The sequence below is a fragment of the Catenuloplanes atrovinosus genome (genome assembly GCF_031458235.1).
Lineage (GTDB): Bacteria > Actinomycetota > Actinomycetes > Mycobacteriales > Micromonosporaceae > Catenuloplanes > Catenuloplanes atrovinosus.
Genome location: NZ_JAVDYB010000001.1, coordinates 7012619 through 7033917, shown reverse-complemented (window position 1 = coordinate 7033917; position 21299 = coordinate 7012619). Strand labels below are relative to the sequence as shown.

The following is a 21299-nucleotide window of genomic DNA, read 5'->3' as shown; positions in this document are numbered from 1 at the left end:
CACTGATGCACCCCGTCATCCCGTACGTGGTCGCGGCGATCCTGTTCGGTCTGGGCGTCTTCGGCGTGCTCCGCCGGCGGAACGCGATCCTGCTGCTGATGGCCGTCGAGCTGATGCTGAACGCGGTCAACCTGGTGCTGGTCACCACCGGGAGCGTGCACGGCCAGGTCTTCGCGCTGTTCGTGATCGTGCTGGCCGCGGCCGAGGTCGGCGTGGGCCTGGCACTGATCCTGCGGCTCTACCGGCTGCGCACCACGGTCGCGGTGGACCGGATCGACCTGGCGGAGAAGCACTGATGGCGCTGGTCATCTTCATGATCGCCGCGCCGGCGCTGGTCGGCCTGGGCAGCCTGCTGCTGCCGGCGACGAGCAGGGGCCGCTTCCCGGCCGCCGCGTTCGGCATCACCGCGTCCGCGCTCTCCCTGCTGACCGCCGTCACGCTGCTGGCCACCGCGCGCGAACCGATCGTCGCGTCCGCGGAGTGGATCACGATCGGGGATCTGACGGTACGGCTCGGCCTGCGCGCCGACCTGACCGCGATCCAGGTGTCCGTGGCGGTGACCGCGGTGGCGCTGGCCGTGCAGGTCTACTCGCTCGGCTACCTGCACCGGGACGAGCGGTACGCACCCTACGCCGCCCAGGTGAGCCTGTTCACGGCCGCGATGCTGCTGGTGGTGACCGCGGACGACCTGATCCTGCTGCTGATCGGCTGGGAGGTGATGGGCGCCTGCTCGTACCTGCTGATCGGGCACGACCGCACGCTGCCCGAGGCGCCGGCCGCGGCCGTGAAGGCGTTCCTGGTCACCCGCGTCGGCGACGTCGGCTTCCTGCTCGGCATCGCGTTCCTGGCCGTGCACGCGGGCACGTTCGGCATCCCGGAGATCCTCGCGGGTACGTACCCCGGCTGGATCGCTCTGCTCCTGCTCGCCGGGGTGGCGGGCAAGAGCGCGCAGGTCCCGCTGCACACCTGGCTGCCGGACGCGATGGCCGGCCCGACGCCGGTCTCCGCGCTGATCCACGCCGCGACCATGGTGGCGTCCGGGGTGTACGTGGTGGCCCGGCTCTACCCGGTCTTCGTGCAGTCCCCGCTCGCGCTGAGCGTGCTGGGCCTGATCGCGGCCGTGACGCTGCTGCTCGGCGCGCTGGCCGCGACCGCGCAGGAGGACATCAAGCGCGTGCTGGCCTGGTCGACGGTGTCGCAGATCGGCTACATGGCGGCGGCGCTGGCGATCGGCGCGCCCGGCGCCGCGATCTTCCACCTGCTCACCCACGCCGCGTTCAAGGCGCTGCTGTTCCTCGCGGCCGGTTGCGTGATCCACGCGGTCGGCAGCAACCTGATGTCCCGGATGGGCGGCCTGCGGAAGAACATGCCGGACGTCTTCTGGTGCACCGCGATCGGCCTGGGCGCGCTGGCCGGGCTGCCGCCGCTGGCCGGGTTCTGGAGCAAGGAGAGCGTGATCGCCGCCGCGGCCGAGGCGCGTGACGGGCACGGGCAGGTCCCGGCCTGGATCGCGCTGGTCATCTGGGTCGTGGCGCTGCTCGGCGTGGCGCTGACCGCCTGGTACTCGACGCGCCTGCTGCTGCGCGTCTTCTTCGGCCCGGTCCCGGCCGCCCGCGCGGAGGCGGCGGAGCACCCGCCCGCGCCGGAGCCGTCGGTGACGCCCGCGTTCGTCGGCAAGCCCACCTACCTGGAGCTGGAGGCCGCGCGCAAGGCCAAGGCGCTGGCCCGCAAGGAGGTCCAGGAGGCGGCGGAGACCGCGGAACCACCGCCGCCTTCGGAGCCGCGACCGCTGGATCCGCCCGCGCTGATGCACTGGCCGGTGATGGCGCTGGCGGTGCCGAGCGCGCTGCTCGGCCTGATCGCGCTGCTGCCGGACGCGCGCGCGGACCTCGGCCTGGCCGCGCCGCACGTCTCGCCGTCGCTGTTCCTGGCGCTCGCGCTGCTGGCCGCGGGCGCGATCTCCGCGTGGTGGCTGTGGCGGCGCCGGCCGGACGCCGACCCCGCGAGCGCGCTCGGCCCGCTCCGGCCGGTCCTCGCCCACGCGTTCCACCTCGATGACCTGCAACACCATGCCGTGGTACGACCGGCGCGCGCGATCGCGGCGGCGCTGCGCCGGGTCGACGAGTCCGTGGTGGACGGCGCGGTGGAGGGCGCCGGCCGCGGCACCACCGGGCTCGGCGGGCTGCTGGCCCGCGCGCACCGGGCGCCGCTGCCCCGGGCCGCCACCGCGCTGCTGGCCGGCGTGCTGCTGATCGGCCTCGCGGCCGCGATCCTGGGCGGTGGCGCATGATCGCCCCGGGTACGTCGTCCGCGCTGCTGATCGCGCTGCTCGCGCTGCCCGCGCTGGGCGCGCTCGCGGTGGCGCTGCTGCCGGCCGCGCGTGACCGGCAGGCCCGCGTGCTCGGCACCGTGATCGCCGCGGCGACGCTGGCCGTGGCCGTGCCGCTGCGGTGGGGGAGCTGGTTCGCGTACACCCCGGAGCCCGCCGCGCCGAGGCCGTGGGCGCTGGTCGACCTGCCCTGGGTGCCCGCGCTCGACCTGCGCTTCCAGCTCGGCGTGGACGCGATCTCGTACCCGCTGGTGGTCCTGACCGCGCTGCTCACGCTGCTGTGCTGCGGTTACACGGTCTGGCGGGTGCCGCCGGGCGGGCCCGGCCGGTTGCTGACCGCGCTGCTGCTGGTGATCGAGGTGGGCATCCTCGGCACGTTCCTCGCGTTCGACCTGGTGCTGTTCTTCGTCTTCTTCGAGGTCGTGCTGCTGCCGATGTACGCGGTGATCGCGGTCTGGGGCGGCGCGCACTACGGCACGGACCCGGCGGACCGGGAGCCACAGCGGGCGGCGGCGCGGAAGTTCGCGCTCTACACGCTGTTCGGCTCCGTGCTGCTGCTGGTCGGCGTGCTGGTGGTGGTGACCGGGGCCGGGACGTCGTCGCTGCTGGACGCGCCGTTCGCGCTGGACCGGGGCACGCAGGTGTTCGCGTTCGCGCTGCTGGCGATCGCGTTCGCGGTGAAGAGTCCGCTGTGGCCGCTGCACACCTGGCTGCCGGACGCGCACACCCAGGCGCCGACCGTGGGCAGCGTGATCCTGGCCGGCGTGCTGCTGAAGATGGGTACGTACGGGCTGATCCGGGTCGGGCTGGGCGCGGCGCCCGCGGGCGCGGAGGCGCTGTCCGGCGTGCTGGGCGTGCTGGCGGTCGCGGCGATCGTGGTCGGGTCGCTGGTCTGCCTGGCGCAGACCGAACTGAAGCGGCTGATCGCGTACTCGTCCGTCGGCCACATGGGCTTCGTGCTGCTCGGCATCGCCACGCTGACCGCAACCGGCGTGCAGGCGGCGCTGCTCGGCAACATCGCCCACGGGGTGATCACCGGCCTGCTGTTCTTCCTGGCCGGGGCCGTGAAGGACCGCGCGCACACCGGCCGCCTGGACGAGTTGGGCGGGCTGCGGGAGAACGCGCCGCGGCTGGCCGGGCTGCTCGGCTTCGCGGCGATCGCGTCGCTGGGTCTGCCCGGGCTGGCCGGATTCTGGGGCGAGGCGTTCGCGGTGGTCGCGGCCGTGCGGCGCGGCGGCGGGCTGTGGATCACGCTGGCCGTGCTGGCGGCGTTCGGGGGCGCACTGACCGCGGCCTACCTGCTGCGGTTGCTGCGCCGGGTGACGCACGGGCCGGCCAGCCCGGCGGTGTCGCTGCTGGTCCCGTCGTGGGCGGTGGCGGGGGCGCTGTCCGCGGCGGTGGCGTCTTCCGGCGGTGCCGGTGCTTCCGGGGGTGCCGGGTCGGCTGCGCCCAGTGAGGTGGCGTTGCCGGAGCGGCTGGTGCCGGGGTGGCCGACGGCGGCCGAGCTGCTCGCCTGGTCGCCGCTGGTGATCCTGGTGTTGGTGCTCGGTGTCTGGCCGGCGCTGGTGCTCACCGGCACGGACGTGCCGATCGGTGTCCTCCTGGAGGCGGTGCGTCCGTGACCATCGATCAGCTGGCGCTGCTCCCGGCGTACGTGGCGGCGGCGACCGCGGTGCTGGTGCTGCTCATCGACCTGTTCGGGCCGCCGCGCGCGGTGGCCGCCGGGACCGCGGTCGGCGCGGCGCTGACCGTCGTCGTGGCCGCGGTCACCGGTACCGGACCGGATCGCGGGTCGTTCTGCGTGGGCGGCGCCTGCTCATACCTGGCGACCGACCGGGCGGCGCTGGCCGGGGTGCTGTTCGCGCTGCTCACGCTGGCCGTGCTGGCGCTCTCCGCGCCGATGCTGCGCGCCGGGGCGGTACCGGCCGGGGAGTACTGCTTCCTGCTCGCCTGCTCGATGACCGGCGGCGTGGTGCTCGGCGCGGCCGGCGACCTGATCACGCTGATCGTGGCGCTGGAGACGCTGACGCTCCCGCTGTACCTGCTGGTCGGGCTGCGCCGCAGCGCCTCGCCGCGCGCGGTCTTCACCGGCGCGGGCGCGCCGGTCTACCCGGAGCCGTCCCCGGAGGATCGAACGTCGTCCGACGCGCTGAACGCCGCGCCGGAGAATGGTGACCTCCCGCTGGCCGCGGAGCGAGAGGTCGCGGCCGAGCAACTGCGGATGCAGCGGGCGAGCGCGGACTCCGCGGTGACGTTCTTCGTGGTCAGCGTGGTGGCGACGTCGGTGACGCTGCTCGGCGCGGCGCTGCTCCACGCCGCGACCGGCGCGCTGCACCTGTCCACCCTGCCGGGTGCGCTCGACGCCGGGCTGCCGCTGGCCGGCGTGGGCGGCGCACTGTTGGTGGCCGGGCTGGCGTTCAAGGTCGCGGCCGTGCCGTTCCACGCCTGGGCGCCGGCCACCTACGACGGCGCGCCACTGCCGGTCGCGGCGTACCTGTCCACCGCGTCCAAGCTCGGCGGCGTGGTGGCGCTGCTCGCGGTCGTCGACGGCGTGCTGCCGAGCGCGGAGACCGGTCCGGTGCTGGCCGTGCTCGCGGTGCTCACCATGACGGTCGGCAACGTGGTGGCGCTCCGGCAGACCCGTACCGTCCGGCTGCTGGCCTGGTCGTCGGTGGCGCAGGCGGGCTACATCCTGGCACCGCTCGGCGCGACCGCGCTCGGCTCGCCGGAGTGGCAGCCGGTGGTGGCGGCCACGCTGGCGTACGCCGCGTTCTTCGTGCTCCTGGAACTGGCCGCGTTCGCCGCCGTGGTCGCGCTGCGCCCGGTCGCGGCGGACGGCGGCGACCTGGACGACTTCCGCGGCGTGGCCCGGCGCGCGCCGTGGGTCGGCGGGATGCTGGCGTTCGCGCTGATCGGCCTGGCCGGGTTGCCGCCCGCGCTGGCCGGCCTGTTCGCGAAGGTGACCGTGGTCCGCGCGCTGGTCGACGGCGACGCGAGCTGGCTGGCGCTGGTGGTGGCGCTCAACGCCGTGATCGGACTGGCCTACTACGTGCGGGTGGCCGCGTCGCTCTACGGCACCCCGACCCGGGACGGTTCGGCCGGCACCGGCTGGTCCCACGTACCGTGGCCGGTCGGCGCCGTGCTGGTGGCCGCGACCGTGCTGGCCGTGCTGCTCGGCTTCGCCCCCGAGCCGCTGCTGCGCCTGACCGCGCTGTGACTCCGGCCGGCCCCTCACGCTCAGCAAGGTCACAGGCACGCGCGGATTATTCGGTGGAGGAGAACGTGTTTCACCTTCTGTGAGCCACCAGCTCACTCGATGAAGGAGTCACCGTGCACAGCCACCACAACGGACTCAAGACGGCCGCCCTGCTGGGCCTGCTCACGGCCATGATCCTGGGCGTCGGGTACTGGTTCGGCGGCAGCACCGGCCTGGTCGTCGCCGTCCTGCTCTCGCTCGGCATGAACGCGGCCGGTTACTTCTGGAGCGATCGGATCGCGCTCCGCTCGATGCGCGCGCGGCCGGTCAGCGAGGCCGAGTTCCCCGCGCTGTACCAGATGGTCCGCGAACTCGCGACCGAGGCCGGCCAGCCGATGCCGCGCCTCTACGTGAGCCCGGCGCTCCAGCCCAACGCGTTCGCCACCGGCCGCAACCCGCGGAACGCGGCCGTGGCCGTCACCGTCGGCATCACGCGGCTGCTCGACTACCGCGAACTGCGCGCCGTGATCGGCCACGAGCTCTCCCACGTCTACAACCGCGACATCCTGATCTCCAGCGTCGCCGCCGGCCTCGCCGGAATCATCACGATGCTGGCAAACCTGGCAATCTTCATCCCGCTCGGCGGCGGTGACGACGAGGACGCCCCGAACCCGGCCGCGCTCCTCCTCATGATCGTCCTCGGCCCGATCGCGGCCAGCATCATCCAGCTCGCGATCAGCCGTAACCGCGAATTCGAGGCCGACGCGTCCGGCGCCCGCCTGACCCGCGACCCGCTCGCCCTCGCCGACGCCCTCCGCAAGATCTCCTACGGCACCCAGCGCATCCCGCTCCCGGCCGACACTCGGGTGGCGTCGTCCGCCCACCTGATGATCGCCAACCCGCTGACCGGCGGCGGCCTGTCCGCCCTGTTCTCCACCCACCCCCCGATGGACGAGCGAATCCGCCGCCTCCAGACGATGGCGGTCGCCTCGCACTGATCTCTTCCTCCCGCGGCCCCCGCCTTCTGTGTGGCGGGGGCCGCTCCACGTCTCGGCCCGCCGGAGAGGCCGGTGCCCAACGGCCCGACCGGAGCCGCGCGATCCAGATGGTCGCGGGCCTGCGTGTCGTCCGAATCTACGAGGCCTCGCAGTCCACGAACGCGGCATGCGCGTTGTTCGGGATCTACGGCCTCCTCGCGGCCCGCGATCCCGGGATCTTGGCGGAAGTCACTCGCGCTGAGAAGGACGGGTGATCCGCGCGACGGAGTCGACTCGACAGGTCGGGCGCGAGCCGCCCGACCTGTCGGCCCATGACCCCGTCCGCGCGGATCAACCGGTGATCGAACCGCCTCAGCGGTAGTTCGTGAACTGCAGTGCCACGCCGAAGTCCTCGGACTTCAGCAGGGAGATCACGGCCTGCAGGTCGTCCTTCTTCTTGCCGGTGACCCGGAGCGAGTCGCCCTGGATCTGCGCCTGCACGCCCTTCGGCCCCTCGTCGCGGATCTTCTTGCTGATCTGCTTGGCCTTGTCCGTGGCGATGCCCTGCACGATCTTGCAGTCGATCTTGTGCGTCTTGCCCGACGCCCGCGGCTCGCCCGCCTCCAGCGACTTGAGCGAGATGTTCCGCTTGATCAGCTTCTCCTTGAAGACCTCCAGGGCCGCGCTCACCCGGTCCTCGGTCTCCGCCGTGATCGTGACGCCGTCCTCACCCGCCCAGGCGATCTCCGCCCCCGTACCGCGGAAGTCGAACCGCGTACCCAGTTCCTTCTCGGTCTGGCGGAGGGCGTTGTCCACCTCCTGGTGCTCCACCTTGCTGACGATGTCGAACGACGGGTTGGCTGCCATGCCTCTGCTCCTGCTGTTCCTGCTGGGACATCTGAGATTGTCTCGGTCTGGCCGTCTCCGGCCCCACCCACCCTGCCGACCGTACCCGGTTGCGAGCCCCCCGAGGGCTACGGCTATTCTGGCTCTCGCCAGCGCGTCCTACGCGGTGGTGTGCCTTGGCGGGTTGCCCGAGCGGCCAATGGGAGCGGACTGTAAATCCGTCGCGAAAGCTACAGAGGTTCGAATCCTCTACCCGCCACCAGGCAGGTTGAAGGCCCTCGACCAGCGGAAACGCGGTCGGGGGCCTTTCCGCTTCTCGGGGGAGATAAGAGCCGGCCTCGGCGGTCCGGGTTCGTGGCGGACATTCTCATCGGGTACGTCGAATGCGTTGACGGTGCGTGCCACTATTGCTACATGCCGTCGCCCCGGGTGGTGATTCGTAGAGCAGCCTCGGCGTTGATCGCCGGAGGCGCGGTCATGGCGGCCGGGCTGGCGGGGTGGAGCGGCAACCCGACGGAACTCCAAGTGTGGATGCTCATGCTGGCGGGGGCTCTCGGAGCCATGGCCAGCGCCCTGGGCGACAACGATGGTAAAAAAAACGACTGGTCGATCTGCCATACCGCAGATCGCGGCGCGTCCGGCCATCGCATACGGCGCCAATTGGACAGAGCGGCGTACCGACTGCCGTAGATGTCGGCCTTTCCCTCGCCGCCCGCGGATGTGCGGGGGTCGCGACCGACGGCCCTCGCACTGAGGCCCTTCCCGTTCGCAGCGGAGGGCGGCGGTTCACCGCTGCCACAGAGGGATGCCCTTACCGCTGGAGCCGCAAGATCTCCGCTGCGGCGGTGGCGAAAGCGGCCGGTTCCTCGACGTGGGCGAAATGGCCGCTGTGCGGCAGGATTCGCAGGTGGGAGCCGGGTATGCCGTGTGCCAGCTGCGCCGCCCAGGGCGGCCCGCAGATGAAGTCCTCGCGGCCGGTGATGATCATCGTTGGCATGGTCAGTTCGCCGAGGCGCGCCCGGACGTCGAACACGGCCGGGTCCTGGGCGGTGGCGGGCGCGCGGGACATGCGGATCGCGGCCTGCCACGGCGCGAAGTCGGCGCGCCGGGACCAGAAGTCGGCGAAGTACACCGGGACGGCGGCGGCGAACGCGCGGCTCATCGTGTCGTCGTCCGGGGCGGCGACCGCGCGCTGGAGGGCCGCGGGCACGGCAGCCGCCTCCGGCACGTCCGGGTGGCGCCGCGGATAGGCGGCCAGGCCGGCCATCGCCTGTGACCAGAAGCCGGGGCCGGCGTCCGGGGACGTGGAGTAGAGGATGAGCCCGGCGACCCGGTCCGGGTGCCTCAGCGCGTAACTCTGGGCGACGAAACCGCCGTGGGAGTGGCCGAGCAGATGAACGCGCGGCTCACCCAGGTGGTCGACGAGGGCGGCGAGGAAGCGTACGTAGGTGTCCAGCGTGTACCCGGGCAGGCGGCCGGAGGCGCCCGTGCCGACCGGCGCGGGGTACACCACGGTGAAGTGGGCCTCCAGTTCGCGCGACCGCAGGTACTCCCAGTGCAGTCCGGGGCCGCCGGGGTGCGCGACGCAGATCGGTCCGCGGCCGTACACCTGGTAGACCTGCCGCACGCCGTCGACGAAGAGTTCCATGCGGAACAGCGAACACGGGGTACGCGCGGCGGCGCCATGCGGAAGATGATCGTCTCGATACGAATGTGTGCGCGGCAGTAGCATCCGGCGGATGGACGTGATCAGCGAGGCGGTAGCCACGACCAGGGCCGGGCGGGCCGTGGCGGTGCGCAACCGGTACGCCGGATCGTGGTCCAGGAGTTTCCCGGAGATCAACGGCACTGGGCTGCACCTGGTGCGGCGCGGAGCCCCGTGGCTGGTCCCGGAGGACGGGCGGCCGATCCCGCTCGGGCCGGGTGGCATCGTCTTCGTGCCGCACGGACGGCCGCACGGTTTCCGGAACGCGCCGCACGAACCCGAGGCGTCGCAGGACGTGGAGTTCGTCTCCTGCTGTTACCACCTCGACCGGGGGCGGGTGCACGAGTCGCTGAGCGGGCTGCCGGATGTGATCACCATGGTGCTCGACGACGACCGTCATCCGGCGTTGCGGCCGCTGACCGAGTTGCTCTGCCAGCACGCGGCCGACACGAGGCCGGGCAGCGATCTCGCCCTGCCGGCGGTGGTCGACCTGCTGCTGATCCATCTGCTCCGGATGTGGCACGACGGGACGGGTGCGGCGGCCGGCCCGGTCGTGGCGGATCAGCGGATCGCCCGGGCGCTGCGGATGGTCAACCAGGAGCCGTTCCGGCCGTGGACCGTCCGGCAGCTGAGTGAGGTATCCCACATGTCGCCCTCGGCGTTCGCCCGTGGGTTCACCGCGGCCATCGGCGAGCGGCCCGGGGCCTATCTGCTCCGTCGCCGGCTGGATCACGGCGCTCACCTGCTGCGCCGCACGGACCTGCCGCTCGGCGCGATCGCCCAGCGGCTCGGCTACGCCACCGAGTTCAGCTTCGCCGCGGCGTTCCGGCGCGAGTTCGGCATCGCCCCGGGGCGGTTCCGCGGCCGGGAACGAGCGTCCGCGCGGGATCGGGCCGGCTCAGGCGGCGAGGTCGCGGGCGAGGTGTGAGCGCCGGAAGCCGCGCCGGGCGAGGCGGCGCAGGTCGGCGCGGTTGTCGTACATGAGCTGGACGTGGAAGTAGTTCACGTGCTCGAGCACCGCGAACCCGGTGAAGAACAGCCCGGCCCACGCCCGCCCGGTCACGGTCAGGATCAGGCCGGCGGCGAGCAGCACTGGGTTGATCAGCCGGGCGGCGCGGAAGAACCACAGGCCCGGCACGGTACGGCCGGTCTGGCACAGCTTGGCCAGCCAGTACCCGGCGCCCTCGGCCAGCAGCAGCGCGAACAGCGCGAAGCCGGCCAGGTCGAGCGCGGTCGCGGGCAGGCCCAGCGCCCCGAACGCGGCCCAGCCCCAGAGCGGGATGTTGATCAGTTCGAGGAGCGCGAGCGACCGGAGCCGGCGGCGGACGGCGCTCACGGGCGCAGCCCGGCGAAGACGACGGCGAGCGTGCGGGCCTGGAGGTCGGCGGGCCAGGCGGCGGTGAGCGCGCCCTGGCTGGTGGCGGTGAGCAGCGCCATCACCTCGTCGAGGCGGACGTCGCGGCGTACCCGCGCATGCTCTTGATCGTGAGAGAGGAGCGCGGCGACGGCGCCGGTCAGGGACTCCAGGGCGGGTCCGGCGGTGACGTCCGTGGAGAGGAGCGTGGCGACCGTGTGCGCGGCCGCGGCCTCGGCGACCACGGCGGTGAAGAAGTCCTCCAGCGTGGCGGCGGTGGTGGCCAGCGCCGCGAGGCGGTCGCGCGTGTCCTTCATGATCGCGGCGAGCAGCGCGTCCTTGGTGGGGAAGTGGCGGAAGACGGTGCCGATGGCGACGCCGGCGCGGGCGGCGATCTCCTCGGTGCCGGCGGCGGGCCCCTTGGCGGCGAAGACCTCGGCGGCGACGGCGAGGATGCGAGCGCGGTTGCGGGCGGCGTCGGCGCGCAGCGGCTTCTCGGTCAACGTGCGGCTCCAGGGGGCGTGGAACGGAGCCTTCACCCTATGTGCGTCGTGATGCGGACGATTTATCGGCTCTTAGGGAATTCGGCGCACGTGCAAATGCACAACCATTTGTCCGGCACGAATTCTCGCCGGCCCCTGACCGAAATGTACCGGTCAGGGGCCGAGGTGTTTCACCGTTGCTCCTCGGCGTGAACGGTCCGGCTCACTGGGTGTGCGGCCGTGAGGCGTGCCGGCGAGCGACCGGACCGAGGGGGAGAGAAGGGCGAGATGTCAGCCGGCCTTGGCGGCCAGCACCTCCGCGAGGACGTCCACCGGAACCTCGACCACCGTCTCGTGTGACGGGATCTGGAGCTGGGACAGCGCGTCGGGGTCGGTCACGCGCCAGCCCTGCACCAGGAAGGTGTCCCGGTCCGTGTGGTAGAGCGACGGGCAGTTCGTATTGCCCGACAGCACCGTTTTGCGGATGAAGGTGAGCTTCATTCGCAATACCTCCTACTTTCAACTTTTGTCGCTTTGGCCCGATGCCGTGCGATCTGGAGGCATTATGGTCATGCAGCACGACTTGGCAACGGACAATGTGGGTAGTGCGCACGCATGGTGGACAGCGCGGTCGACGTCGCCGATCAGAAGCGCCATTCGGTTGCGCATGCTCATACTTACGGGCAGATTTACCGGTACTAACGTCCGACCAATGGTTGCGGGTTTTGTGGCCCTCTGACCGTGTGGGACGATCTAAAAACCCCGGCTCCGACGGGGTCTGCTCAAACGGTGCGAAATGGAGTCCCCCCGATGTCCGCAGGTGTTGTCGGAACCAAGGTCCAGCAGCTCATCCTCGTTGCTCTTCTTGTGGTGGCCACGGTCGCCACGGGCTTCCTCGCGGCGCGGTCGGTGGCCGCCGAGGTCGGTGCCCACGCCGCCGCCGAAGCCGAGAGCACGGTCGTCGCGACCGACGGCTGGGAGTGGTGACGCTCGATCACGTCGCCGGCCGCGCGGCCGGCACTGCTTGAGATCTCGGCGCGCGAGGAGGGTTCGTGCCTGAAGCCGTCAGACGGCCCTCCCCGCAGCGTGCCTGGTACGTGTCCGGGCCGCTCGCCGTCCTCACGGTGGTCTTCACCATCGTCGCGCAGATCGAGCGGGACATTCCGCGGTCCGATCTGCTGCTGATCCCGATCTTCTTCGCGCTGTTCCTGGTCACGGACGCCACCACGCTCTGGACCACGTCGCGCCGGCAGGGACTGAACGTCACGCTCAACGAGGTGGCGATCGTCCTCGCGTTCTTCTTCATCTCGCCGCTGACCATGGTGGTGCTGCGCTGCGTCGAGCGGATAGCGATCGGGGTGTACCGCCGGGAGATACCGGCGCGGCTCTGGTTCAACGTCACGCTCGCCACGTCGTCGGCCGCGTTCGGTTACGTGGTGATCCGCGCGCTCGGGTCGGTCGGCACCGATGTGACGCCGCGCACCTGGCTCGTGCTGATCGCCGGCGTGCTGGCCGCCACACACTTCGGCCTGGTCGCCGTGGTGCTGGTGCTCGGCCTGGTCGAGGGCAACGTCTCGGGGTCGAAGGTGCTGCGCATCGCGGTGCCCGGCTTCTTCGTGACCGGCGGCAACATCATGCTCGGCCTGGCCGTGCTGCTGCTCATCGATCAGACCCCGTGGGCGCTGACGATCATCGGCGCGCTGGTCCTCTTCGCGATCTTCGCCTATCGGTCGTACTCGCAGTTCACCGAGCAGCACCGCAAGCTCTCCGAGCTGTACGACCTGGTCCGCGACCTGAAGGGCACGGTGCACGACCGCGCGCTGCCGGACGTGCTGCTGCGCCGCGTGCTAGCGCTCACCCACGCGGACTGGGCCACGCTGTGGCTGCCCGCGTCCTCCCGCCACCTGGAGGTGCTGCTCAGCGCGCGGCACAACGCCAACGGCCTGCTGGACACCGTGGTCACGCCGGACGCGCTGCGCCGCCGCGCGCTGGAGACCGGGGAGAGCGTCCTGATCACCAGCCGGGCCGGGGAGCTGCGCGACGAGCTGCCGCCGGACGGCCCACGCGAGGTCATGATCGTTCCGCTGTTCTCCGGCGAGGTGCCGATCGGCACGCTGGAGGTGGCGGGCGAGCGCAACCGGCACGCGCACTTCGACTCGGCCACGGTCGCGCTGATGGAGACGGTCGCGGCGCACGCCGCGGTCGCGGTGGAGAACTCGCGGCTGGTCGACCGGCTGCGGTACGACGCGTACCACGACGGGCTCACCAGGCTGCCGAACCGGCGGCGGATCACCGAGGCGCTCGCCGAGTCGATCACGGTGAACGCGCCGGACGAGGTCGTGGCCGTGCTGCTGTTCAGCCTGGAGCGGCTGCACGAGGTGAACGAGTCGCTCGGCCAGGCGGCCGGCGACCGGCTGGTGGCCGAGATCGCCGGCCGGCTGCGCTCGGCCGCGCCGCCGGCCGCGCTGGTCGGCCGGGCCGGCGGCGACGAGTTCGTGGTCACGCTGCGCAAGCCGTCCGTGGAGGCCGCGACGCAGCTGGCCGCGCACATGCGCGACGAGGTGCGCGGCTCGGTGCGGATCGACGACCTCACCGTGGTGGTGGACGTGGCGGTCGGCGTGGCCGTGCACCCGGACGACAGCCGTGGCGAGTTCGGGCACGCGGACAAGGCCGACCGGCTGCTCCAGCGGGCGAAGCTGGCCAGCGCCTCGGCGCGGACGTCACCCTCCGGCGTGCAGCGCTTCCACACCGGCCTGGAGTCGCGGGTGACCCGGCGGCTGGGCCTGGCGGACGACCTGCGGCAGGCGCTGGAGCGGGACGAGATCGAGGTCTATTTCCAGCCCAAGGTGACGCTCGCCGACCGGCGCCTGGTCGGGGTGGAGTGCCTGGCCCGGTGGGAGCATCCGGCGTTCGGCTCCGTGTCGCCGGAGGACTTCGTGGCGGTGGCGGAGAACACCGGGCAGATCGGCGCGCTCACCGAGGCGGTGCTCCGCGCCGGGCTGCAACGCTGCCGGGACTGGCCGAACCGGGACGACGCGCTCTCCATCGCGGTGAACGTGTCCGCCCGGCTGCTGGACGAGCCCGCGTTCCCCACCCAGGTGCGGGATCTGCTGGAGCACTACGGCGTGGCGGCGGACCGGGTGACGTTCGAGATCGGCCAGCCGGCGCTGGCGGTGGAGAACGAGCGGGCGCTGCCGGTGCTGCGCCGGCTGCGCGACCTGGGCGTGCGGATCTCCGTGGACGACTTCGGCGTGGGCGCGTCCTCGCTCGGCTACCTGCGGCGGCTGCCGATCGCGGAGCTGAAGGTGGACCGCCGGTTCGTGCAGGGCATGGCGACCGATCCGGGCGATCTGGCCGTGGTGCGGGCGACCGTGATGCTGGCCCGGCAGTTCGGGCTCACCGCGGTGGCCGAGGGCGTGGAGAGCGAGCTGGCGCTGGATCTGCTCACCGACATGGGGTGCGAGATCGGGCAGGGCTTCCTGTTCAGCCGCCCGCTGCCGTACGAGCGGCTGGAGGCTTGGTACTGGGCGCAGACCGAGGTGGAGGCGACCCCGTCCGGGGAGTTCCGCAGGCTCCGCGCGGTGCCCTGAGCTGCGGGTTCACGGTGGGCGACGCGCCGAGGGGTATCCGATTTCACCTGGGGAAAGTGGCCGTGTACGCTTATGCCTGCACGTCACGGGGGCGAGATTCCCGAGGCGGGCAGGCCCCCTTAGCTCAGTCGGCAGAGCGTCTCCATGGTAAGGAGAAGGTCTACGGTTCGATTCCGTAAGGGGGCTCTTCGGTCGGAGTGACAACCGACCCTCAGGCATCGACCTGCTGTGCAGGACGCGCGGCCTGGAGCGCGGCGGTGTAGCTCAGATGGCAGAGCAAGCGGCTCATAATCGCTGTGTCGCCGGTTCAAGTCCGGCCACCGCTACTTCGTCCGGGGTCCTGATCCCCGGTCCGGGGGTGCACCACGACGGCCCCCACTTTGCGTACCACGTGGTCAATCTCCTACGCTGGTACGTCGTAGTATTCAGGTCGTAGGGATTTTCACCCCGCGTTTCGAGGAAGGCACCCCGCCGTGGCTAAGGCGACCGACGTCCGTCCCAAGATCACCTTGGCGTGTGTGGAGTGCAAGGAGCGCAACTACATCACGCGTAAGAACCGCCGTAACGACCCGGACCGCGTCGAGCTGAAGAAGTTCTGCCCCCGGGACGGCAAGCACACGCTCCACCGCGAGACCCGCTGACCCGCTGACTCCCGCGGGCGGCACGAACGCCATCTCAGGGCGCTTCCGGACTTCCGGAGGCGCCCTGAGCGCGTTGACGGCACGTCATCGGCCTGGCGGTAGGGTGTCCGCCCATGGGGTTGGACCAGTCGTTTACCGGGCGCAGCTACCCGCCCAGCGCGCCGTACCAGGTGGGGCGCGAGAAGATCCGTGAGTTCGCGACCGCGATCGGCGCCGAGGACGCGGCCTACCACGATCCGGAGGCCGCGCGGGCGCTCGGCTACCCGGACGTGATCGCGCCACCGACCTTCCCGATGGTGCTGAGCATGGCCGCGAGCCGGCAGATCGTCGAGGACCCGGCGCTCGGCGTCGACTACAGCCGGGTGGTCCACGGCGACCAGCGCTTCGCGTACACCCGACCGGTCACCGCCGGCGACGAGCTGGTCTGCGTGAACACGATCGAGAGCATCAACGCGCGCGGCGGGCACGACTTCCTGACCACCCGCAGCGAGATCGGCACCAGCGACGGCGAGGCGGTCGTCACGGTCTGGACCATGTTCGTGGTCCGCGGCGAGGAGGGCTGAGCACGATGGAACTTCCCACGCAGCGCTACCGGGTGACCCGGGCGGACCTGATCCGGTACGCGGGCGCCTCCGGCGACTTCAACCCGATCCACTGGAGCGAGAGCTTCGCGGCCAAGGTGGGCCTGCCCGGCGTGATCGCGCACGGCATGCTCACCATGGCGCTGGTCGGCCGCGCGGTCACCACCTGGGCCGGCCGCCCGGACGCCATCGTCGAGTACGGCGTCCGCTTCACCCGCCCGGTCGAGGTCCCGGACACCGAGGACGGGACGGAGATCGAGGTCACCGCGGTGGCGAAGGACACGGACGATCCGGGCCTGGTGCGGCTCGACCTCACCGCCACCTGCGCCGGGGTGAAGGTGCTGGCGCAGGCCAAGGCCGTGATCAAGCGCCCCTGAGGGGTGCCGCGCCGGTAAAGGGGGTGGCCGGTTGGGAAAGTCCGCCGGCTACCCGTACACTGGTGCGCCGTGGGGTAGTCACCGCCTGTGGTGATGACTCCCCCCAAGGGGTGTAGCTCAATTGGCAGAGCAGCGGTCTCCAAAACCGCAGGCTGCAGGTTCAAGTCCTGTCACCCCTGCGCCTAAGGCCTAACCGGCCCGGGGGATTGCGCCTGTTGCGGCGTTGATCCCGTGGTGGTGGTGTTGCGGCAACTTTCGCCGAGGAAACGGCCGCGGTGTCAGCCCGGTTCGCCGCCAGCAACCGGGACCGTCGGGCGGCGGGCGTGCAAGGGCGCCGGCGTTCTCAACGTCTGCGTCTGACCAACGACCCCGCGATGGAAGAGGGCGAAGTGGCCGAGAGGAAGCGACGCGGCGAGGACCCCGCCGACGACAACCTGAACGACGAGACGTTCGAGGACGCCGTCGAGGACGAGGATGACGTCGCGGACGAGCCGGTCTCCCGTGGCGGCACCGCCACGCTGTCCAAGGCCAAGACCGAGGAGGCCGACAGCCCCTCCAAGGAGAAGAAGCCCCGCCGCGGCCCGTTCGCGCGTCTCGGCCGGTTCTTCCGCGAGGTCGTGGCCGAGCTTCGTAAGGTCATCTGGCCGACGCGGAACGAACTGCTGACCTACACCGCCGTCGTGATCGTGTTCGTCGCGGTCATGATGACGATCGTGGCCCTGCTGGACTTCGGCTTCGCCAAGGGCATCCTGGCCATCTTCGGCTGAGCCGCGCCCGGTTCCGGCCGAGTTCGATTTGTTTATGGAAGTGAGCAAGCGTGCCTGAGTACGACGAGACCGACGGCGTCGACGAGCAGTCGTCGATCGCCACGGCCAGTGGCGAGCTCGCCGCGGCCGACGACGAGTCGGCCGAGGCCGCCAGCGAGCCGGAGGTCGAGACCGCGCCGGTCGAGGCCGCGCCGGCCGACGACGACGAGGACTTCGACCCGGTCGCGGAGCTGCGGCAGAAGCTGCGGTACGCGCCCGGCGACTGGTACGTGGTGCACTCGTACGCCGGTTACGAGAACAAGGTCAAGACGAACCTCGAGACCCGCATCACCTCGCTGGACATGGAGGACTACATCTACCAGGTGGAGGTCCCGGTCCGCGAGGAGGTCGAGGTCAAGAACGGCAAGCGCCAGCAGATCAGCGCGAAGGTCTTCCCCGGCTACATCCTGGTCCGGATGGAGCTCACGCCGGAGTCGTACTCCTGTGTCCGGAACACGCCGGGCGTCACCGGCTTCGTCGGCGCGACCGACCGGGCCGACCGCCCCGCCCCGCTCTCCCTCGACGAGGTGCTGAAGTGGCTGGCGCCCGCGGCGGAGAAGGAGGAGAAGAAGGCCAAGCCGGAGGTCAAGGTCCTCGACTTCGAGGAGGGCGACTCCGTCACCGTCACCGACGGTGCCTTCGCCTCGCTGCCCGCCACGATCAGCGAGATCAACGCCGATCAGCAGAAGCTCAAGGTGCTGGTCTCGATCTTCGGCCGGGAGACGCCGGTCGAGCTGAACTTCAACCAGGTCTCCAAGATCTGAGCCGCACCGCACTGGCGCGTACCGGCTTGCGCTAGTCTTGAACGTCGGCCCGCGGGCACGCTTCGGCGTGTCCGCTTGTCCGGTGATCCGAAGTCAGGATCTCGGCCGCCTTAGGCGAGGCGGCAGCGGCGCATTCCCGGCGGCAGATGCGCCGAAGCACGAAGACAAGCCGCACCTTTCCAAGCCCAGGAAGAGACATGCCTCCCAAGAAGAAACTGGTCAAGACGTTCACGCTGCAGCTGCCGGCGGGCCAGGCCACCCCGGCGCCGCCGGTCGGCCCCGCGCTGGGTCAGCACGGTGTGAACATCATGGAGTTCGTCAAGGCCTACAACGCGCAGACCGAGTCGAGCCGGGGCGACATCGTTCCGGCCGAGATCAGCGTGTACGAGGACCGGTCGTTCACCTTCATCCTCAAGACGCCGCCGGCCGCGCGCCTGCTGCTGAAGGCCGCCGGCGTCCAGAAGGGCTCCGGCGTCCCGCAGGCCACCAAGGTCGGTTCGGTCAGCCGCGCCCAGCTGCGCGAGATCGCCGAGAAGAAGATGTCCGACCTGAACGCGAACGACGTCGAGCAGGCCGAGAAGATCATCGCCGGCACCGCCCGGTCGATGGGCATCACGGTCAAGGACTGACGTTCCCCCTCGTAACACCCACCGTGGGAGGGCGCGCCAGACGGGCGTGACCCGCCAATGACCACAGGAGTACGCCGAACATGGCACTGAGCAAGGCTTACAAGAAGGCCGTTGAGCAGATCGACAAGTCGAAGCTCTACACCCCGGCCGAGGCGGTCAAGCTGGCCAAGGACACCACCGCCACCAAGTTCGACCCCACCGTCGAGGTCGCGATGCGCCTCGGCGTCGACCCGCGCAAGGCGGACCAGATGGTCCGCGGCACGGTCAACCTCCCGCACGGCACGGGCAAGACGGTCCGCGTGATCGTCTTCGCGGCCGGCGCCAAGGCCGAGGAGGCGGAGGCCGCCGGTGCCGACGCCGTCGGCAGCGACGAGCTCGTCGCTCGCATCCAGGGTGGTTGGCTGGACTTCGACGCCGCTATCGCGACGCCCGACCAGATGGCCAAGATCGGCCGGATCGCGCGGATCCTGGGCCCGCGCGGCCTGATGCCGAACCCGAAGACCGGCACCGTGACCATGGACGTCACCAAGGCCGTCTCGGAGATCAAGGGCGGCAAGATCACCTTCCGGGTGGACAAGCACTCGAACCTCCACCTGATCATCGGCAAGGCCTCCTTCACCGAGGCGCAGCTGGTGGAGAACTACGCCGCGGCGCTGGACGAGGTCCTCCGGGCCAAGCCGTCCGCCGCGAAGGGCAAGTTCCTGAAGAAGATCACGTTCACCACCACCATGGGCCCGGGCATCCCGGTCGACCCGAACGTGGTGAAGAACCTGGACTCGGCCGCCGAGTAAGTGATCCACGTGGAACGCCCCCGGCCGACCGGCCGGGGGCGTTCTCGTTTCCGTCAGCCGACCCAGCCGCCGCGCGTGAAGTGCGCGAAGAGGAGACCCTGGAGCATCAGCGCGGCCGTGGCGTAGATGTGCGCCGGAATCCGCAGGTGGCCCAGCAGCATGAACGCGGGGAACACCTCCAGCGCGAAGCGCGGCGCGGACATCAGTGGCTGGTTGCGGTGCGGGCCCGCGGGGAACGAGATCGCGAAGAGCAGCAGCGCGACGCCGAGCAGCGGGAGGACGTACTGGTCGCGGCGCATCCGCCAGGGCCCGGCGAAGCACAGCGTCAGCAGGAGCAGCATGGCCAGCACCGACGCGAGGTCGAGCAGGCTGTGCAGCGCACCGTTCTCCACCAGCGGCCGGGAGGAGATCAGCTCGACGGCCCGGACGATGCCGACCCACGGCCAGTCCAGCTCGCGCCCCCACGGCTTCTGCGCCTCCAGGAACAGCAGCGGATCGCCGAAGCGCCACCACAGGTAGCCCATGAAGGCCAGCAGGCCGGTCGGCATCAGGCCGGCGGCGAGCACGTTCCACCGCCAGCGGAAGCCGTGCCGGCGCAGGTACTCGTAGGCGAACGCGAGCGCCAGCAGCACGCCGACCGAGCGGGTCGCGGTCGCGAAGGCGCCGAGCACGCCGGCCACCCACCAGTGCCCGCGGCGCAGCGCGTAGACCGTGCCGAGCATCAGCGCGATGAACAGCGAGCCGTTGTAGCCGACGCCGAGGAAGAACGCGACCGGCCAGGCCGCCATCGCCCAGCAGGTGCGCACCGCCACGGCCGGGCCGAACTCGACCTCCGTGAGGCGGTAGAGCAGCGTGTACATGGCGAACATGGCGGCCGCGGAGACGACGATCGCGACGAACTTGGCGCCGCCGGGCAGGACCAGGTCGGCGCCGCGGATCAGCAGCGAGTAGAGCGGGAAGAACGCCGGGTCGGACGGCTGCGTGTCGTACCCGTGCTCGGCGATCCGGGTGAAGACGGTCGCGTCGTACCGCCACCAGCCGCGCATCAGGTCGATGACCGAGATCGGGTTCTCCCGGGGGCGGCTGTACTGGCTGAACAGCGTGACGACGACCCAGGCCAGGTAGGAGGCGGCCCACACCGCGCCGCCGACGAGGATCGCGGGCCACCAGGATCTCCCGGGGGCGGTGGGCTGGGCGGCCGAAGTCTTCTCGGCCTGGGCAGCGCCGGCCTTCTCGCCGTCGGCCGGGCTCTTGGTGGGTGTCTCTGCGGGCACGGCGGCCGATCTTGGAGGACCATCCACCCATGCGGCAAGCCAGGACCCGACTCCGGCGCGAAAATTATTCAAGAATTCATCCTAGCCGTGCTCCCGGCCGCGGATTTGGCGATGCCGGGCCGGACCGCTACTCTTGGTCGAAGTTTCACCCATAGACCGCTGGTTGCCGTGCCCCCGGGCACAGCCGAAGGTCCCGTCCCACGGGCGACCCGCGCAGGGCGAGCGTTGATGTTGGTTCCGCCGCGGCCATCCGGCCGTGTCCGGCCCCGTGCGCTGCTCTGCGCCGGGGCTTTCTCGTTGTTCGGGCCAGACCAGCCGCAAGCAACGAGAAGGGAGGGACATGGCGGACAAGCCGGTTCGGGCCGACAAGGCCACTGCCGTCGCCGAGCTCACGGAGCACTTCCGGAACGCGGGCGCCACCGTGCTCACCGAGTACCGGGGCCTGACGGTCGCGCAGCTGACCACGCTGCGGCGCTCGCTGGGTCGCGAGACGACCTACGCGGTCGCGAAGAACACGCTCGCGAAGCGTGCCGCGACGGACGCGGGCATCTCGGGTCTCGACACGCTGTTCACCGGTCCTACCGCGCTCGCCTTCGTTTCCGGCGACCCCGTCGAGGCGGCGAAGAGCCTTCGTGAGTTCGCGAAGGCCAACCCCGCGCTCGTCATCAAGGGCGGCGTCTTCGAGGGCAAGGCCATCACGGCCGCCGAGGTCAACAAGCTCGCCGACCTCGAGTCCCGTGAGGTGCTGCTGGCCAAGCTGGCCGGCGGCATGAAGGCCAGCCTCAGCAAGGCGGCGGCGACGTTCCAGGCGCCGCTGTCGAAGGCCGCCCGTACGGTGGCCGCGCTGCAGGACAAGCGTGCGCAGGAAGGCGGCGCCGAGGCCGCCTGAGGCCCCGGTGTCTTCGTAATACCAACCCAGACCTGACCCGCGAGCACACTCTCGCGTGTTGCAGAAGT

23 protein-coding genes and 4 tRNA genes are annotated in these 21299 nt (G+C 71.1%); 21 read left to right on the top strand and 6 right to left on the bottom strand.

Annotated elements, in window-relative coordinates; all coding sequences use genetic code 11:
• Positions 1–5 precede the first annotated feature (5 nt).
• The 5 genes from nuoK (at position 6) to htpX (ending at position 6523) form a co-directional block, all read left to right on the top strand.
• Positions 6–296, top strand: a complete 291-nt coding sequence (nuoK, locus tag J2S41_RS31355) for an NADH-quinone oxidoreductase subunit NuoK (protein ID WP_310373350.1) — start codon at positions 6–8, stop codon at positions 294–296.
• The gene (locus tag J2S41_RS31350; protein ID WP_310373348.1) at positions 296–2290 is read left to right on the top strand and encodes an NADH-quinone oxidoreductase subunit 5 family protein; all 1995 of its coding nucleotides are present in this window, start codon (positions 296–298) and stop codon (positions 2288–2290) included. Before nuoK ends, J2S41_RS31350 begins: the two co-directional genes overlap by 1 nt.
• A complete protein-coding gene (locus J2S41_RS31345; protein ID WP_310373345.1) occupies positions 2287–3951 on the top strand; it encodes a complex I subunit 4 family protein in 1665 nt (554 codons plus the stop codon). Before J2S41_RS31350 ends, J2S41_RS31345 begins: the two co-directional genes overlap by 4 nt.
• A 122-nt stretch (positions 3952–4073) precedes the next feature.
• Positions 4074–5546, top strand: coding sequence for an NADH-quinone oxidoreductase subunit N (locus tag J2S41_RS31340; RefSeq protein ID WP_374728284.1), 1473 nt, complete (start codon positions 4074–4076; stop codon positions 5544–5546).
• 113 nt (positions 5547–5659) lie between these two features.
• Complete coding sequence (gene htpX / locus J2S41_RS31335; RefSeq protein WP_310373343.1) at positions 5660–6523, top strand: zinc metalloprotease HtpX; 864 nt, start codon at positions 5660–5662, stop codon at positions 6521–6523.
• A gap of 351 nt (positions 6524–6874) precedes the next feature.
• Here the strand turns inward: htpX and J2S41_RS31330 are convergent, their stop codons facing one another.
• Positions 6875–7369, bottom strand: a complete 495-nt coding sequence (locus tag J2S41_RS31330; RefSeq protein WP_310373340.1) for a YajQ family cyclic di-GMP-binding protein — start codon at positions 7367–7369, stop codon at positions 6875–6877.
• A gap of 157 nt (positions 7370–7526) precedes the next feature.
• On the opposite strand from J2S41_RS31330, the gene J2S41_RS31325 reads away from it, so the two are divergent.
• Together J2S41_RS31325 and J2S41_RS31320 are read left to right on the top strand one after the other, a co-directional pair.
• A tRNA-Tyr gene (locus J2S41_RS31325) sits at positions 7527–7610 on the top strand.
• Between the two features lie 92 nt (positions 7611–7702).
• Positions 7703–8038, top strand: coding sequence for a hypothetical protein (locus tag J2S41_RS31320; protein ID WP_310373338.1), 336 nt, complete (start codon positions 7703–7705; stop codon positions 8036–8038).
• Between the two features lie 121 nt (positions 8039–8159).
• On the opposite strand, the gene J2S41_RS31315 is transcribed toward J2S41_RS31320, so the two are convergent.
• A complete protein-coding gene (locus J2S41_RS31315; protein ID WP_310373337.1) occupies positions 8160–8996 on the bottom strand; it encodes an alpha/beta fold hydrolase in 837 nt (278 codons plus the stop codon).
• Positions 8997–9087: 91 nt separating this feature from the next.
• On the opposite strand from J2S41_RS31315, the gene J2S41_RS31310 reads away from it, so the two are divergent.
• The gene (locus J2S41_RS31310) at positions 9088–9981 is read left to right on the top strand and encodes an AraC family transcriptional regulator (RefSeq protein WP_310373334.1); all 894 of its coding nucleotides are present in this window, start codon (positions 9088–9090) and stop codon (positions 9979–9981) included.
• Here J2S41_RS31310 and J2S41_RS31305 read toward each other — a convergent pair.
• From J2S41_RS31305 to J2S41_RS31295, 3 genes are all read right to left on the bottom strand, one after another.
• Entirely contained in the window at positions 9952–10389 is a 438-nt protein-coding gene (locus J2S41_RS31305) for a hypothetical protein (RefSeq protein WP_310373333.1), read from the bottom strand. The genes J2S41_RS31310 and J2S41_RS31305 overlap by 30 nt on opposite strands.
• Positions 10386–10910 (bottom strand): TetR/AcrR family transcriptional regulator, encoded by a 525-nt coding sequence (locus tag J2S41_RS31300; RefSeq protein WP_310373330.1) that lies wholly within the window; start codon positions 10908–10910, stop codon positions 10386–10388. The genes J2S41_RS31305 and J2S41_RS31300 overlap by 4 nt, the downstream gene beginning before the upstream one ends.
• Before the next feature lie 270 nt (positions 10911–11180).
• Positions 11181–11390, bottom strand: coding sequence for a hypothetical protein (locus J2S41_RS31295; RefSeq protein ID WP_310373328.1), 210 nt, complete (start codon positions 11388–11390; stop codon positions 11181–11183).
• Between the two features lie 309 nt (positions 11391–11699).
• On the opposite strand from J2S41_RS31295, the gene J2S41_RS31290 reads away from it, so the two are divergent.
• The 12 genes from J2S41_RS31290 to rplA all read left to right on the top strand — a co-directional run bounded on the left by J2S41_RS31290 (position 11700) and on the right by rplA (position 19068).
• A complete protein-coding gene (locus J2S41_RS31290; protein ID WP_310373327.1) occupies positions 11700–11876 on the top strand; it encodes a hypothetical protein in 177 nt (58 codons plus the stop codon).
• Between the two features lie 65 nt (positions 11877–11941).
• Complete coding sequence (locus J2S41_RS31285; RefSeq protein ID WP_310373325.1) at positions 11942–14479, top strand: putative bifunctional diguanylate cyclase/phosphodiesterase; 2538 nt, start codon at positions 11942–11944, stop codon at positions 14477–14479.
• A 113-nt stretch (positions 14480–14592) separates the two neighbouring features.
• Positions 14593–14665: transfer RNA gene (locus J2S41_RS31280), tRNA-Thr, on the top strand.
• 67 nt (positions 14666–14732) lie between these two features.
• Positions 14733–14805, top strand: a tRNA-Met gene (locus J2S41_RS31275).
• Positions 14806–14952: 147 nt separating this feature from the next.
• Positions 14953–15120 carry a 50S ribosomal protein L33 gene (gene rpmG, locus J2S41_RS31270; RefSeq protein WP_306837514.1) on the top strand — a complete coding sequence of 56 codons (168 nt, stop codon included), beginning with the start codon at positions 14953–14955 and terminating at the stop codon, positions 15118–15120.
• Between the two features lie 113 nt (positions 15121–15233).
• The gene (locus J2S41_RS31265) at positions 15234–15683 is read left to right on the top strand and encodes an FAS1-like dehydratase domain-containing protein (protein ID WP_310373319.1); all 450 of its coding nucleotides are present in this window, start codon (positions 15234–15236) and stop codon (positions 15681–15683) included.
• Between the two features lie 5 nt (positions 15684–15688).
• On the top strand, positions 15689–16078 hold the full coding sequence (locus J2S41_RS31260) for a MaoC family dehydratase (protein ID WP_310373317.1): 390 nt from the start codon (positions 15689–15691) through the stop codon (positions 16076–16078).
• 106 nt (positions 16079–16184) lie between these two features.
• Positions 16185–16257, top strand: a tRNA-Trp gene (locus tag J2S41_RS31255).
• A gap of 210 nt (positions 16258–16467) precedes the next feature.
• On the top strand, positions 16468–16845 hold the full coding sequence (gene secE / locus J2S41_RS31250; protein ID WP_310376653.1) for a preprotein translocase subunit SecE: 378 nt from the start codon (positions 16468–16470) through the stop codon (positions 16843–16845).
• 50 nt (positions 16846–16895) lie between these two features.
• On the top strand, positions 16896–17648 hold the full coding sequence (gene nusG / locus J2S41_RS31245; protein WP_310373316.1) for a transcription termination/antitermination protein NusG: 753 nt from the start codon (positions 16896–16898) through the stop codon (positions 17646–17648).
• Positions 17649–17845: 197 nt separating this feature from the next.
• Positions 17846–18277, top strand: coding sequence for a 50S ribosomal protein L11 (rplK, locus tag J2S41_RS31240; protein WP_310373314.1), 432 nt, complete (start codon positions 17846–17848; stop codon positions 18275–18277).
• An 80-nt stretch (positions 18278–18357) separates the two neighbouring features.
• Positions 18358–19068 carry a 50S ribosomal protein L1 gene (gene rplA / locus J2S41_RS31235; protein ID WP_310373312.1) on the top strand — a complete coding sequence of 237 codons (711 nt, stop codon included), beginning with the start codon at positions 18358–18360 and terminating at the stop codon, positions 19066–19068.
• 53 nt (positions 19069–19121) lie between these two features.
• On the opposite strand, the gene J2S41_RS31230 is transcribed toward rplA, so the two are convergent.
• On the bottom strand, positions 19122–20342 hold the full coding sequence (locus J2S41_RS31230) for a mannosyltransferase family protein (protein WP_310373311.1): 1221 nt from the start codon (positions 20340–20342) through the stop codon (positions 19122–19124).
• Between the two features lie 340 nt (positions 20343–20682).
• Between J2S41_RS31230 and rplJ the strand changes: the two genes are divergently transcribed.
• Positions 20683–21231, top strand: a complete 549-nt coding sequence (rplJ, locus tag J2S41_RS31225; RefSeq protein WP_310373309.1) for a 50S ribosomal protein L10 — start codon at positions 20683–20685, stop codon at positions 21229–21231.
• The last annotated feature ends 68 nt before the right edge of the window (positions 21232–21299 follow it).

Bases quoted from the DNA above. Each gene is read 5' to 3' on its own strand.
- nuoK (WP_310373350.1), top strand. From the start codon at position 6: ATGCACCCCGTCATCCCGTACGTGGTCGCGGCGATCCTGTTCGGTCTG.
- J2S41_RS31350 (WP_310373348.1), top strand. From the start codon at position 296: ATGGCGCTGGTCATCTTCATGATCGCCGCGCCGGCGCTGGTCGGCCTG.
- J2S41_RS31345 (WP_310373345.1), top strand. From the start codon at position 2,287: ATGATCGCCCCGGGTACGTCGTCCGCGCTGCTGATCGCGCTGCTCGCG.
- J2S41_RS31330 (WP_310373340.1), bottom strand. From the start codon at position 7,369: ATGGCAGCCAACCCGTCGTTCGACATCGTCAGCAAGGTGGAGCACCAG.
- J2S41_RS31315 (WP_310373337.1), bottom strand. From the start codon at position 8,996: ATGGAACTCTTCGTCGACGGCGTGCGGCAGGTCTACCAGGTGTACGGC.
- J2S41_RS31310 (WP_310373334.1), top strand. From the start codon at position 9,088: ATGGACGTGATCAGCGAGGCGGTAGCCACGACCAGGGCCGGGCGGGCC.
- J2S41_RS31295 (WP_310373328.1), bottom strand. From the start codon at position 11,390: ATGAAGCTCACCTTCATCCGCAAAACGGTGCTGTCGGGCAATACGAAC.
- J2S41_RS31290 (WP_310373327.1), top strand. From the start codon at position 11,700: ATGTCCGCAGGTGTTGTCGGAACCAAGGTCCAGCAGCTCATCCTCGTT.
- J2S41_RS31265 (WP_310373319.1), top strand. From the start codon at position 15,234: ATGGGGTTGGACCAGTCGTTTACCGGGCGCAGCTACCCGCCCAGCGCG.
- J2S41_RS31260 (WP_310373317.1), top strand. From the start codon at position 15,689: ATGGAACTTCCCACGCAGCGCTACCGGGTGACCCGGGCGGACCTGATC.
- rplK (WP_310373314.1), top strand. From the start codon at position 17,846: ATGCCTCCCAAGAAGAAACTGGTCAAGACGTTCACGCTGCAGCTGCCG.
- rplA (WP_310373312.1), top strand. From the start codon at position 18,358: ATGGCACTGAGCAAGGCTTACAAGAAGGCCGTTGAGCAGATCGACAAG.
- rplJ (WP_310373309.1), top strand. From the start codon at position 20,683: ATGGCGGACAAGCCGGTTCGGGCCGACAAGGCCACTGCCGTCGCCGAG.